At 42.6% G+C, this 13,752-nt stretch carries 15 protein-coding genes and 1 pseudogene; 1 reads left to right on the top strand and 15 read right to left on the bottom strand.

Going from position 1 to position 13,752, the window contains the following annotated elements:
• Positions 1-47: 47 nt before the first annotated feature.
• From B3S92_RS02895 to B3S92_RS02850, 10 genes are all read right to left on the bottom strand, one after another.
• A complete protein-coding gene (locus B3S92_RS02895) occupies positions 48-1,175 on the bottom strand; it encodes a DNA topoisomerase IB (RefSeq protein WP_296202539.1) in 1,128 nt (375 codons plus the stop codon).
• Between the two features lie 221 nt (positions 1,176-1,396).
• Positions 1,397-2,173 (bottom strand): SDR family NAD(P)-dependent oxidoreductase, encoded by a 777-nt coding sequence (locus B3S92_RS02890; RefSeq protein WP_296202537.1) that lies wholly within the window; start codon positions 2,171-2,173, stop codon positions 1,397-1,399.
• A gap of 96 nt (positions 2,174-2,269) precedes the next feature.
• Positions 2,270-3,925: an AMP-binding protein gene (locus B3S92_RS02885; RefSeq protein WP_296202535.1), complete on the bottom strand. Its 1,656-nt coding sequence runs from the start codon at positions 3,923-3,925 to the stop codon at positions 2,270-2,272.
• A gap of 313 nt (positions 3,926-4,238) precedes the next feature.
• Positions 4,239-4,523, bottom strand: a complete 285-nt coding sequence (locus tag B3S92_RS02880; protein ID WP_296202533.1) for a pyrimidine/purine nucleoside phosphorylase — start codon at positions 4,521-4,523, stop codon at positions 4,239-4,241.
• A gap of 145 nt (positions 4,524-4,668) precedes the next feature.
• Positions 4,669-4,923, bottom strand: coding sequence for a hypothetical protein (locus B3S92_RS02875; protein WP_296202531.1), 255 nt, complete (start codon positions 4,921-4,923; stop codon positions 4,669-4,671).
• A gap of 137 nt (positions 4,924-5,060) precedes the next feature.
• On the bottom strand, positions 5,061-6,275 hold the full coding sequence (locus tag B3S92_RS02870) for an RtcB family protein (RefSeq protein WP_296202530.1): 1,215 nt from the start codon (positions 6,273-6,275) through the stop codon (positions 5,061-5,063).
• A gap of 567 nt (positions 6,276-6,842) precedes the next feature.
• Positions 6,843-7,283 (bottom strand): DUF6691 family protein, encoded by a 441-nt coding sequence (locus B3S92_RS02865; RefSeq protein ID WP_296202529.1) that lies wholly within the window; start codon positions 7,281-7,283, stop codon positions 6,843-6,845.
• Positions 7,284-7,337: 54 nt separating this feature from the next.
• Positions 7,338-7,772: a YeeE/YedE family protein gene (locus B3S92_RS02860; protein ID WP_296202526.1), complete on the bottom strand. Its 435-nt coding sequence runs from the start codon at positions 7,770-7,772 to the stop codon at positions 7,338-7,340.
• Between the two features lie 95 nt (positions 7,773-7,867).
• Entirely contained in the window at positions 7,868-8,203 is a 336-nt protein-coding gene (locus B3S92_RS02855) for an ArsR/SmtB family transcription factor (protein ID WP_077451594.1), read from the bottom strand.
• Positions 8,204-8,486: 283 nt separating this feature from the next.
• On the bottom strand, positions 8,487-9,077 hold the full coding sequence (locus B3S92_RS02850; RefSeq protein ID WP_077451593.1) for a YhgN family NAAT transporter: 591 nt from the start codon (positions 9,075-9,077) through the stop codon (positions 8,487-8,489).
• A 307-nt stretch (positions 9,078-9,384) separates the two neighbouring features.
• On the opposite strand from B3S92_RS02850, the pseudogene B3S92_RS02845 reads away from it, so the two are divergent.
• Positions 9,385-9,912, top strand: a pseudogene (locus B3S92_RS02845) (HPP family protein); the annotation flags it as partial.
• Between the two features lie 86 nt (positions 9,913-9,998).
• Here B3S92_RS02845 and B3S92_RS02840 read toward each other — a convergent pair.
• The 5 genes from B3S92_RS02840 to B3S92_RS02820 form a co-directional block, all read right to left on the bottom strand.
• On the bottom strand, positions 9,999-10,607 hold the full coding sequence (locus B3S92_RS02840) for a histidine phosphatase family protein (RefSeq protein ID WP_296202521.1): 609 nt from the start codon (positions 10,605-10,607) through the stop codon (positions 9,999-10,001).
• 11 nt (positions 10,608-10,618) lie between these two features.
• Positions 10,619-11,413 carry an adenosylcobinamide-GDP ribazoletransferase gene (gene cobS / locus B3S92_RS02835; protein ID WP_296202519.1) on the bottom strand — a complete coding sequence of 265 codons (795 nt, stop codon included), beginning with the start codon at positions 11,411-11,413 and terminating at the stop codon, positions 10,619-10,621.
• A gap of 5 nt (positions 11,414-11,418) precedes the next feature.
• On the bottom strand, positions 11,419-12,528 hold the full coding sequence (gene cobT, locus B3S92_RS02830) for a nicotinate-nucleotide--dimethylbenzimidazole phosphoribosyltransferase (RefSeq protein ID WP_296202516.1): 1,110 nt from the start codon (positions 12,526-12,528) through the stop codon (positions 11,419-11,421).
• 88 nt (positions 12,529-12,616) lie between these two features.
• The gene (locus B3S92_RS02825; RefSeq protein WP_296202514.1) at positions 12,617-13,039 is read right to left on the bottom strand and encodes a tetratricopeptide repeat protein; all 423 of its coding nucleotides are present in this window, start codon (positions 13,037-13,039) and stop codon (positions 12,617-12,619) included.
• Between the two features lie 179 nt (positions 13,040-13,218).
• A complete protein-coding gene (locus B3S92_RS02820) occupies positions 13,219-13,500 on the bottom strand; it encodes a hypothetical protein (protein ID WP_296202512.1) in 282 nt (93 codons plus the stop codon).
• Positions 13,501-13,752 lie beyond the last annotated feature (252 nt).

The raw sequence follows: 13,752 nt of genomic DNA, 5'->3' as shown, positions 1-13,752 counted from the left end.
CGACTGGTTGGGTATTTATTATTAAGAATACAGAGCTTAGCGATAGATTACTCGCTTGAGGTTAAAAATGCCAACAATGCTTTCTCATTAAGCTGTTGAAACTTCCGGGTGCGTCCCCGATAGCCCTTTTTATAGCTTTCAATAAAGGTTTTTTCTAAAAATCTATTGATAACTTTGGGATGGATATAAGAGGCACGGCAAACACTGGGGGTATTACCCAGGCTATCAGCCACTTGTTTTACCATATCCACCACCAGCTGCTGACGTTCTTTACTATTCGGCTCGCTGTCTAAAACTGCTGAGTTAGCATGCTGATACAGGTACTCAGCGGCTAACACCGAGGCCATCCAGGTTCGAAAATCTTTGGCACTATATTCCTCTCCAGTGTGCTCACGTAGATACTCATTGATATCGTCGCTTTCCACCACCTGTTTCTTACCCTGTTCATCTAGGTATTTAAAAATACGATAGCCTGGTAAGTCAGAACAGGTATTTACTATCTGTATCAAACGCTCATCTTCAAGCTCAATATGATGATCTTTAGCGCTTTTACCCACAAAATCAAAAGCTAAGCCGTCCTCGGTTTCTGTCACATGCTTACTTCTTAAGGTGCTCAAACCATAGCTTTTATTCTGCTTAGCATATCGGTCGTTGCCAATACGAATTAGCGTGGTTTCTAACAGCTTTACCACGGCTGCTAATACGTTCTCTCGACTAAGCGTCTCTGACTGCAAATCCTGTTCTACTTGTGCTCTTAGTACTGGAAGCTTATCTCCGAAGCCAATCATTGCCTCAAACTTAGCTTCGTCACGGACCTTATTCCACAGCTCATGATATAAGTATTGCTTACGGCCTTTTTCATCCCTTCCGGTACATTGCAAATGCCCATTATCATAATGACAAATCCAAACCTCAGACCACATAGGGGGGATGGCTAGCGAATCAAAACGCTCGCGCAGTTGTTTACTTCTAACGGTATTCCCCTGCCCATCTCGGTAACTAAAACCTTTGCCCCACCGTACTCGGGTATATCCTGGCTCCTCATCACTAACATATCGTAACTTAGCTTTTTTTGCTAAAGCCTCATAGTTATGACGAATATCGTGTTCAGCTTGTGCCTCCAAAGCAGTATTTTTTGAAGTTGTAGACTTTGGGGTAGATTTTGACGTACTCATAAAAGCCTCTAGATAAAGTCAAAGGGGAATGGCAATAAATGGATAAGTGTCTTTTATTTTAAAGAGGGGCAATAATTAACACAGTGCGCCCGTTTAGCAAAATAGTTACTGCCTGTAACTTGGCTCCTGATATGCCTTAGCCAACAATAAAAAAGGCTGCACCCTATTTATAGGCACAGCCTTCTTGTTATCAATGCTATCAATCTTCAATTACTGCCAAATTAGGTCATTCTAATTGCGCCATCCAAACGAATGACATCAGCATTTAGATAAGCGTTTTCAATGATATGGACTACTAATTTTGCAAACTCCGTCGGATCACCTAAACGCTTAGGATAAGGCACACTGGCTTTCAATTGCTCTTGTGCTTTTTCAGGTAAGCCTGCCATCATAGGTGTGGCAAAAATACCAGGAGCAATGGTCATCACTCGGATACCATGACGGGTCAATTCACGCGCTAAAGGTAGCATCATGCCTACTACGCCTGACTTAGACGAAGAATAGCTGGCTTGTCCTACTTGACCATCAAACGCCGCGATAGATGCTGTATTGATAATAATACCTTGGTCCTCGTTATTAGGTCCACCCTCGGCGGCTACTCGCTTAGCAATGCTTGAGGCCACAAGGCGAGCCACATTAAAGCTGCCTGTTAGGTTGATCTGAACCCCTTTATTAAATTGATCTAGGTCTGCTGGATTATTATCTCGGTCCAATAGCTTTTGTACAATAGCAATCCCTGCACAGTTGACGCTACCAGCCAAACCACCAAACTCTTTTTCTGCAGTTTCAACCGCAGTTTGAACCTGCTCACCACTGGTGACATCGCAGCGGACAAAGCGTACAGACTCCCCTAATTCCTTAGCCAATGCCGCACCCGCCTCTTCATTTAGATCAGCGATGACCACATTAGCTCCGCGTGAGACCAATTCTCTAGTGGTGGCTTCACCAAGGCCTGAAGCGCCTCCGGTTACGATAAAAGTTTGTGATTCAGTTTTCATATAAAATCCTTCTAATATTTTTATTTAACTAAAAAATGACCCATCAAAAAAGTAATCAAGGGATACCTCTTTGGTCAAGCCCTCCTATACTATATCTTATTGACGCAATAAAAAACGCTGGATTTTACCACTAGGCGTCTTTGGTAAGGCCTCGACAAATTCAACAAAACGTGGGTAAGCATGGGCCGAAAGGCGCTTTTGCACCAAAGCCTTAATCTCGCTAACCAGCTCCTCGGTACCCATAATACCTTGTTTTAGGACCACAAATGACTTAATGACATGACCACGCATCTCATCTGGCACACCCACCGCTGCCGACTCAGCAACTGCCTCATGTTCCATCATACAGTTCTCTACATCGGTAGGCCCAATGCGATAGCCTGCGGTAATGATAATGTCGTCATCACGCCCAGCAAACCAGAAGGTGCCATCTTCATGCCGCTCGACCACATCACCAGTCAAATAGTAATCGCCTGAGAAAGCTTGTTTTTCATCCCAGCTATAGCCCCTAAAGTAAAAGGCTGGCGACTCGCTGACCACTACTGCCAATTGACCTTGCGTACCGTCCGCAACCGGTTGTAAGTTATCATCAAGCACCACCAGTTTATGTCCTGGCATAGGCACACCCATGCTGCCTATAGGGGCTTCATGAGTCAATGCATGGTGCATACAGCAGGTCATGCCCGTCTCTGTCTGCCCATATTGGTCAAACACTGTACAGCCCAGGTTCTCTTCGACCCAGTTGACCACTTCGGTATTCAAGGTCTCGCCAGCTGAGTTAGCAACACGTAAGGATAATTTATCTGCGACATTTTCAAACACGCCACTAGACTTCATCATTCTAAAAGCAGTTGGCGATGAGGCAATATTGGTAATTTTATGACGCACTAGAAAATCAAGGGTGTTCTGAGCATCAAAGCCCATTTCATTAAAGTGAGTGGTTACTCCCATTAATAAAGGACCGGTAATGGCATAATATAAGCCATACGCCCAGCCTGGATCCGCCATATTCCAGTAGTTATCTGTTTGTTGTAAGTCAATGGCATAGCGCATATATAAATAAAACGTTGGTAAGGCAGCAAGAGGCACACTCACCCCTTTTGACTTGCCCACGGTGCCTGAAGTAAACATCTGTAAAAATGGCGCGTCGGTATCTAATATCACCGCCTCAAAGTCAGTATCAAAAGTCTCAATATCCTTAAAATTAGCATCTGGATAGGCATCGGTCGCCTCACCTTCTTTGGTGAACAACACCATTTTTGGTAAGTTAGCAATACCCTCAAACTTCGCTCGGTTCTCAAGATTGGTAAACACCACCTTAGTATCGGCCTTCTCCAGTCTGTACTCGATGGACTCTACCCCAAAAGCGGTAAATAGCGGCTGATAAATCGCACCAATACGCCAAGTTGCAAAAACAATAATAAGCAGCTCTGGCGTACGGGGCAGCATAGTAGCCACCCTATCGCCTTTTTTTACCCCATAGCTTTGTAACATATGGGCCACTTGAGCACTCTTTTTATCTAGCTCGTTGAAAGTAAGCTGGGTGATTTTTTGCTCGGTATCTTCATGAACCAAAGCCACCTTATTACCTAAGCCGTTACGAACATGTCTACCACAACAAGCTAAATAGGCGTTAAATTGATCTTGCGGATGGTCATTAAAGATTTCTTTAATAAGAGCGTGTGGAGTGAATGCTTGATAAAAATCAGCATAGTTTTGAGAAGCACTAGACTTTACTGTAGTCACTGACATAATCGCTATTCCTTTAGCTAAGTTATTGATGAAGGGGGAGCATGTGGGCTCCGCAAAAAAGTCCTGACCCTTGCCCCCTTACCCTATTTAGGAGGAGTATCTATTTTGAGGGCTATATACCGTTAATTTCCTTTTAACCCTTCTATTAATAACCGATTTCAAAACTTATTTCAATACAAAATGTATCATTAATAACAATAATAAAAAAGGCAGCAAACCGAAGTTTGTTGCCTTTTTACAAGCTATCGCCAATTAGCTTCAACTGAGTATCTGCTATTAAAGCATTTGACAGCTGTGCTATTTTCGACAAGTGCTATTTACCATAAGTGCAAAGATAAGCCGTCTCGACCGCAACTTTCACTTGGAACTTTTGATTGGCTTCAATGGTAAAGCTGTGACCGGCCTCATAAGTCACAAACTCATCAGAGCCTGGAAGTTTGACGGTTAATGAACCGCTCACCACAGTCATGGTTTCAAATTCACTGGTGCCAAACTCATACTCACCGATTTCCATGACACCCACAGTCGCAGGTTTGGTGGCCGTTTGAAAGGCAATTGAAGTCACTTTATTATCAAAATACTGATTAACGCTTGGCATAGGCCCTCCTTAGAATGGGTAAACCTTTACTTAAATTAAATAAGTATAGGTCTTAAATACTCGCCTATTCTACTAGGTTTACCCTTAAACTAATATCTAAAATTTCTAGTTAAAAGTTTATTCACTAAGCTGTAAATCAAACCTTTTATAGCTCTGATAACCAGTCTTTCTGACGCAGACTTTGCTTAGTCTCACGGCGCTTTCTCTTACGCACCGCTTCAACATCATCTTTTTGATGCACCCCACCCTTTTTAAGCAGGGGGTTAAAAGCCAGATGATTACGAGTCTTGGTTGCATTTTTTAAAGCGCTTAAATTGGCAGCGTCTTTATTACTACCTACCTGTTTATTACTCTGATTTTCTAACTGTTTCGCCAGTTTTAGAGTTTGTTTTAAGCTCATAAATTTGTCCTAAACATAGTGTTGTTTTATAGATTTTATTATTTGCCACTAAGGGCTGTTTATTATTTACTAGCATATCTGTTCTCCTTGGTTTAAAAACTTACCCCTAGCTATCTAGGCTTTAGCACTTAGGATATCTAGCCTTTCACACAAAGCACCTGCTTCAGGGTATGCACCACTTCCACCAAGCTTTTTTGGTTGTCCATGACTTCATCAATGTCTTTGTAGGCACCCGGTATTTCATCGAGGACACTTTTGTCTTTTTTGCACTCAACACCTGCGGTCTGTGCTTTTAACTCATCAACTGTAAAGGTTTTAGCTGCTTTGGTTCGGCTCATTTTGCGCCCTGCCCCATGCGAGCACGAGCAAAATGATTCTTCATTGCCCAGACCTCGGACGATAAAAGACTTAGCACCCATTGAGCCTGGAATAATACCCAGCTCGCCTTCATAAGCACTAATCGCGCCTTTCCGAGTGACATAGACACTCTCGCCAAAGTGCGTCTCTTCTTCCACATAGTTGTGATGACAGTTGATGGCTTCTTTGGTCAGCGTGAAATGCGGTAAGCCTGCCTGCTTCGATTGCATCGCCTCCAATACCAAGCGCATCATCTCTTTACGGTTTTGCACCGCATAATCTTGCGCCCATTGCACCGCCTCCACATAGTCATCAAAGCTATTTGAGCCCTCGGCAAAGTAGGACAGGTCTTTATCAGGCACATGACCAAAGCGAGATTGATGTTCTTTTTTGGCCAAATTAATAAAGTAGCGACCGATGCAGTTGCCAATGCCACGACTTCCTGAATGTAGCATTACCCACACATCGTTATTTTCATCGAGACAAATCTCAATAAAGTGGTTGCCGCCGCCTAATGTGCCCAGCTGTTTTGCCCAAGTACGCTCAAAGCCTTTTAACATCTTCAATAGCCCAGGATACTTATCAGTGATTGGCTTTAATCTCTTGCCAAGCGGATCAAGGGTTGAGGCTTTGGCGGTGATTTGATTGTGCATATTAAAACCAACTGGCACTTGCTTTTCTATCGCTGAGCGCACCGCTCTTAGACTGTCTGGCAAATCACTGGCGGTTAACGAGGTACGCACCGCATTCATACCACAGCCAATATCTACCCCAACCGCTGCGGGAATAATCGCTGATTTGGTTGGAATGACGCTGCCTACTGTTGCTCCCTTACCTACATGCACATCTGGCATCACCGCAATGTGCGAGTGGACAAATTCAAGCTGTGCCATATTGCGTAATTGCTTGATGGCATCTTGGGCGATGTCTTTGGTATAAACCTTAACTGGCACCCCTTTTTTACTGTTTTCATTCAAAATTAGCTGTATGCCCATTTTGTTTTACCTTAAATTTTATTCATTTTACTGAGCTTATGCCCGACCCTAAATCCTGTATTTATTCAACTGGAATAAATGGCGACAACACAAGCTTATTTATATTGGTTTGCCTAAAGCAAATAGAGAAATGAGAGTAAAGACTGTGTTAAATGACAGACGCATAAAAGCCCATTAACCTAAGGTCAATGAGTGTCAAAGATACAAAAACAGGAAGTATTAGAGATGACTTTTAAAGCTGACTTAAATCAAGCTTAGTCTAACCTGAGCGAAGTCATAACAAACATCGCATTGCTTTGCATTATCTTGAACACAGTCTTTTTCACACAATGACATGCTGAATCCTCCGTAGGTTATGGCTTATATGCAGGTTGATCTACAACAAAGCAAGTGATTGGATAATAATGATTGTTTTAACCGCTTAAAACCGCGATGGTTTTGGGTCAAAAGTAAACAGATTATAGGGGGCCAGTAGCCAAATATCAAATTTTTCGCTATTGGCCCCAATTACTACTAGCTCAAAATATTACTAGCTCAAAACTTAAACCGGTTAGCTTTAGGGTTTCATTAGTTTTTAATTAACTTAGCGTGTAGCCAAAATCCTGCTAACATCGCCACCACAAACAACATGGACTCAGTATAGCCGGCTAAAGCGGTGACCAATGCAGGGGCTGGGCAAAATCCTAACATGCCCCAACCTATCCCAAATATTAAACTGCCAATCGCCAGTTGTGGCGTGATTTTGGTGGCCGTAGGTAACTCAAAGTTGCCGTTATCTAAGGCCTTTCCGCCTTTGCTCATGCGTGACTTAACGTAAAAAAAGGTTGGCATGGCAACCGCAATCCCGCCGCCCATTACTAAACCCAGTGAGGGATCCCAGCCATGAAATAAACGTAAGAAGCCGAGTACTTTTTCTGGGTTCACCATTTGTGAAACAATTAGTCCAATAGCAAAGATAATGCCGGATAGGAAGCTAAAGATTAGGGTTAATCGATTATTAGTAGTCATAAGTGGCTCATTATATAAATTTTAAAGCAAATGATTTCATAACGATGCTTAGGTTTAGCCCTGAAGCATGGCAAATAGAGTCGCTGTGGCAATACCGCTCGATAAAAATAAAATCGTTGCGGTAATTGAGCGTGCAGAGAGTCGCGAAATACCGCAAATTCCATGCCCACTGGTACAGCCAGACCCTAATCGAGTGCCAAACCCTACTAATAATCCTGCTACAATAATTTTCCAGATAGGTTGCCCCATCTCTAGCTGTGGGAAGCCGTAAATTAACCCATAGCCCCAAGTCGCTACTACCATTCCTAGAATAAACACCAACTGCCAACTAAATTTTGGTAATTGAGAAATAGAGCTTTTTAGTATTCCGCTCATACCCATTATATGGCCACTGCCCACTATCAAAACTGAGGCGGCTAACCCAATGATAAGTCCCCCAATTAAGGCACTCCAAGGGGTAAAGCTTGCCATATCAATCCAAGCGTACATACGCGCTCCTAATATTGTATTTAAATATATATTGTTTCAGTATCAGTCATGCGCAAACTTTTAATGGATCGGTATGCAGAGGCACTGCAAATATCCTATTCGTCAGTAGCACAAAAACGCTGATACAAGACTTGCATAACGGCCAGTGCATCTTCACTAGCAATACTATAAAAAATTTGTCTGCCTTCTCGTCTAGTATTCACTAGCCCATTTTCACGAAGTACACCAAGCTGCTGTGACAAACTGGGCTGCTTGATACCCGTTGATTGTTCTAAATCACGCACACAGGCCTCACCAGAGCCCACTATTTGGCAGAGCAATAATAGGCGATCAGAATGGGAAAGCGACTTAAGTAAGGCTGAGGCTTTAGAAGCAGAAGCTTTTAAGGCTTCTACATCAATACTTTCTACATTTAAGGTATCGGTTGACATGGTTACAACATCCTAGATTTATATTATGGATACTTATTATATACAACAAACCTAGCCTACACATAAACATATTATATAATTTTGTATACTATTATTGCATAAGTTTATGCCGTTTGGCTATATCATTACAAAATTTATCTGCTCAACAGCTGATTGAGCAGATAAATAGTTATTTATTAAAGCAATTTATTAACAGAAATAGAGACAATCCTCACAGTAAATTAACGCTAAGAATGAGCATTAACAACTAGTAAGAGGGCCAGATTTTTAATAAAGGTCTGAGCTATCCCATGAACGAAGAAAAGCCATTTAATAGCATTTGCACAGAAATTGAGATTAGAATCATCCCCATTAAACGCTCAATAGCTTTTAGACCTCTATGTCCTAACAGCTTATATAATTTGGTTGAGAAAAATAGAATAACTGCTGAAATAAACCAAGCCAAAAGCAAGGCCATCAACGCCTTTGGCAGGCTTTCAGGATTCTTTTCAGTTAATAAAATTAAAGTGGCTAGAATTGAAGGTCCGGCAATTAACGGCACTGCCAAGGGGACAATAAAAGGCTCCCCATCTTCATCCTCCTCATCGCTCATCACCCCACCTCGGGTCGGAAAGATCATACGAATGGCAATAATCATCATAACCAAGCCGCCGCCAATAGCCACAGCTTCGGTGCTCAGGCCTAAGGTATGCAAAATACTGCCACCAGCGAATAAGAACAGCACCATTAACAACAGCGCAATCAGCAACTCTCTGATGATAATAAACTTACGTCTCTCTTCAGGCACCTTATTTAAGACAGATAAAAAAATAGGGATATTACCCAAAGGATCCATAATTAAAAATAAAGTGAGCGCTGTTGCGTAGATCTCCATAAAACTCCTTAATAAAAACCTTTTATTATTTTTTGGCGGTAGTAAGTAATTAAAGGGAGTGATGATACCAAAAAAAAGCCGCCTATTTATAGCTTCATTTTTTGGGGGTACCAATCAAGTCCAATATTCTAATTTAGAATTTTTAATAGGCATTACTTCATATTACATTCGCTATTTCAGGTGCAGTACCTATGCTAGTATCGGCTAATCCAATTAATAATACTCATCAAAAAGTTATTTAACTGAGTAATTCTAAGGTTAGACCATAGGTCATAAAAAAGTATTTAGCAATCTGGGGATTTGATTAATGCATTTTTTATTTGATAGGGCAGAAAAGCTTCCTGAAAATGCAAACTTTATAGATTTATTACGCTCTTTAATAGGCGGAACTTTAGGGATATTTATTCTATTAGAGTTAAGCCAGCTTACCGGTAACAAATTTATTATGGCACCCTTTGGGGCGACTTGTGTTCTACTTTTTGCCGTTTCACACTCACCTTTGGCCAAACCTCGTAACGTGATATTTGGTCACCTTATCTCAGCGTTTGTTGGACTGGTGATTCTAAAATATGTGGGGGTTTCGGCGTTTACCACAGCTTTAGCAGTGGGCATCTCTATTTTTTTGATGCATTTATACAAGTGCATCCATCCCCCTGCTGGGGCTACGACACTGGTGGTGCTCTTAACTGCCAATGAAATAACTTATGACTGGGACTTTTTATTGGTACCGGTGCTGGCAGGCTCACTGGCTTTAATAGCCGTGGCTTTGGTGGTCAATAATATTAAGCCTAATCAAAAGTGGCCTGCGTATTGGTTTGCTTTGGTCAAGACTCGCATCGAAAACCATATTGAGAATCATGCCGATGGCCATGTTATCGAAGAGCAAATTGAAGCGCAAAATCAGCGATCACGTCAGCAAAACTAAAACTTTAAATGGGTCAGTTGACCGTGACACACGGGGCGTGGCCACTGTATCGCCTTCATGGGTACCGATTGACCTTGATGAATTAGTTTTGCGGTATTAATCCAGCCAGCATGCCCCACCACCAACACCGATTTATGGTTATCGTAAGCTGTTTGTTTCTCTTCAAGTTTATTGCCAGTATTCAGTGTAGCTTGAGCTTCTCGCTGTTTTTGCTGCTCAATCCAAGCAGCCACTCGCTGAAACAAGTGTCTTAAACTCTCACCACCAGTTGGAGCAAAGTCGGCAAAATTGTCACACCAACTATCAATTTCCTCTTTGCTAATCTCCGACCAGGGCTTGCCTTCCCAAACGCCAAAATGGGTCTCTAAAAGCTGGTCATCGACATAGCACTCAAAGCCTTGAGTTACTAAATATTCTCCTACCTGCTTAGAGCGCTGTAACGGGCTGACCCAAATCTGATTAGGCAGCTGATTTACTCTAACAAAACGCTGAATTTGATGCGCCAGTCGCTTTAATTTACGCCTATCGACCGACACTTCACTTTGGCCAAAGCACAGCCCTTGTATCTCATCAGGCTTAGGATGGCGCCAAATATATAAATCCATAAAACAAAAGCCTATCCCATAAAGTTGGCTGCTAGACCGGCATAAATGGCAATTTCAGTAATTTGCTGCGTGGCGCCTAAACCATCTCCGGTATACCCTTGCAAGCGTCTTTTAAGCAGCCGATACATATGGGTTACCCCCAATAGGGCAAAGATTAAAGCCAGTATCCACTGCTGCGCGGTGATTTGTTGTATTGCTTGTGGCAATAATAAAAATAAAATAGCCACAACAAACAACAGCCAAAGTCCACTTGCCAGCCACTGGGCTAAAGTCATTTGCTGCGCCATGGGCTTAGCCTTAGCATGCTCTATTTCACCGCTATAAGGTAGCAATACTATAAGTGAGGTACACAGTAGCCGCGAAGCACTGTGTGCGATGATCAAAGCGACTATCGCTGTCATCATCGGCATCGTGGCTAGAAGACTCACTTTCAGTAGTAAAGCACAGGCCAAACCTAACGTGCCGTATGTACCAATACGAGAGTCTTTCATGATGGTTAGCGTCCGCTCTCGGGTAAGCCCACCACCTAGTCCATCACAAGTATCGGCTAGCCCGTCTTCATGAAAAGCGCCGGTAAGCTTTATCCCAAAAGCAGTACTGGCAATAGCAGAAACCCAAGGCGAAAAGCCCATACTTATTGCCCAAAAGACGACAGCGCAAAGCACGCCCACCAATAGCCCTACCCCAGGAAAATGACGGCTGCTTTCATGAAGCCAATGCGGCTGATAGTCATCAAGCTTGACCGGAATGCGAGTAAGAAACTGAGTGGCGACTAATAGTAGACGCCATTCCCGCTTAAGAGACATCTGCTTTATTGCCCATCATTAGTGTCTATAACTGGGGCCATATCTTCTTGTGACCTTGACTCGCTTTGAGTGCTAATCCCTGCATCACTAAAACTTGCCATCTCATTGATAATGGCGCAGGCAGACTGCAATAAAGGATAAGCCAGAGCTGCCCCCGTGCCCTCGCCCAAACGCATATTAAAGCCCAACAAAGGATCGGCATTGAGCGCTGCAAGCATCTTACTATGCCCAGGCTCTACTGAGTGATGGGCGAATATCGCAAACTTGACCACACCTGGTACCAAACGTTCAGCCACCAGTAGTGCACTACTGGCAATAAACCCATCCACCAATAAGATACGTCTGTCACTGGCAGCTTGAATGAAAGCGCCGGCCATCATGGCAATCTCTAGCCCGCCCACTGCAGCCAATATTTCAAGCGGTGTGGTTACCTGCTCGTGACGCTGTAGCACCTCGGTAAGCACCTTAATTTTATGCTGCAATCCAGCATCATCTAGCCCCGTCCCTCGCCCAATACACTCGGCAACGGGCACATCCTCTAGCTTAGCAAGCAGTAAGCTGGCTGCCGAAGTATTGCCTATACCCATTTCGCCTGCGATAAACAGATTCCCTTCAAGCTGCTTAGCGATCTCCATACCTGCTTGCAGTGCTTGCACACACTCCTCGCTACTCATGGCCGGTTCAGTAAGTGCATCTCGGCTGCCCATACGTATTTTGTAATCTAGCAGCTGCGGATGATTAGTCACCCCAAACTCTGCAAAGTCAGTGGCCACCCCAGCATCGACCACCTTTAGTTCGATATTGTGCTGACGAGCCAACACATTAATGGCCGCTCCACCATTTAAGAAGTTCAGCACCATTTGTGCCGTTACCTCACTGGGAAAAGCGGAAGTACCATGTTTGGTCAATCCATGATCAGCCGCAAAAACCCGAATGTGGGGACTTTCGATCTTTGGTGCAGTGCTGCCTTGAATAAGGCCAATTTGTATCGCCAAAGACTCTAAGCGTCCTAAAGACCCAGGTGGCTTGGTTTTATCATCTAACAAATACTGCAGTTTAGCGGCCAGTTCTGGGTTATCAATATTAGGGACTGTGGGTAGAGTTAGGCGGTCCAAAGTGGCATCCTTATTATGGGTTTAGTAGCTTATTTATTTTTTATTTATGATTAAACACGGTAAATCATAACGGCTCTATAGAACTTTTTTACTGAGCCAATAGCTTTTCAAGCAAGGCATCGATTTCTTGTTTAAATTCTTTATCTTCGATTTTATTGGCAGTAACTTTGGCATTTTTTAGACTCTCAATGGCTGCCTCCTTCTCGCCCATCTCAAGTTGTAGCTCTGCCATTGAAAAGGCGATAGAAGACAGGTGATCTTTTGAATTAATGGCAGTAGCTTTAGCCAAAGCTTTGTCGTAGATTACTAAGGCTTGATCCAAATCCGCAGTAAAATCTGCCAAAGTTTCCCACTGCTCGGGATGGTCTTTGTCTGTGCCTTCATTGTCTTCACAAATAGCTTTTAGCTCAGCATAAAGCTCATCAAAGCGAGCTTGATCCTCTTTACTATCGGCCTCTAACAGCTCTTCGGCTAAATTATAAATCGCTCGGTATATTTTTGTATTAATCATCAGTGGGCCTTAAAAAGTGAGGGAAGAAAAGCTTGGTGACTGTCTTTACCTTTGGTAGCTATTAGCAAAAACAGACTCAAAACTTATTCAGTTATTTTCGATTATACCTTATATACAGGCGAACCATTGCGGGCATACAAGCTTAACATTGCTGGCATCAATATTTTGTGGCATCAAGACTAAGGTAAAGTATCAATCATTTCATAGCCTGGGCCACCTGCTCCAGTGCTGACTACATAGAAGGTAAAGAAGATGAACGGCAAAGCCAGCAGCGACTTTAGAAAAGGAGATTTGCATTTCTGCCAGCGCGTTACCACATAATAAAGACTACCAAAAGGCACAAATAAATATATAAGCCCCCAAGCTGTCGACTCTCTAAACGCAATAATGATAAGCTGAATGCCATAAAAGACTAGAATAATAAAACCTATGACAAAACAGACCAAAGCTATAGTTTCCACTTATTTCTCCAAATAAATTCCAAATAAGTTATTTTTCTTTCTTATCTTCGATTCAACAAAAAGAAGTTTAAGAGCCACCTTAAGCTTTGTCTATCACATTATATGAAACACAATAAGTCGATTGGCATTATTGCACAGATTTTATGTTATCCGTGGCTATAAAGCTGCTATTGTTGCCATACAAAATAACTGTGTCTATACTTAGAAGTAACGTCTATAAGTGGCGGCTGACTTAATTAACAAGTTTTTTAA

The organism is Psychrobacter sp. UBA3962, assembly GCF_002385225.1.
In the GTDB taxonomy this organism is placed as follows: domain Bacteria; phylum Pseudomonadota; class Gammaproteobacteria; order Pseudomonadales; family Moraxellaceae; genus Psychrobacter.
This window is presented reverse-complemented; position numbering and strand designations above follow the sequence as displayed.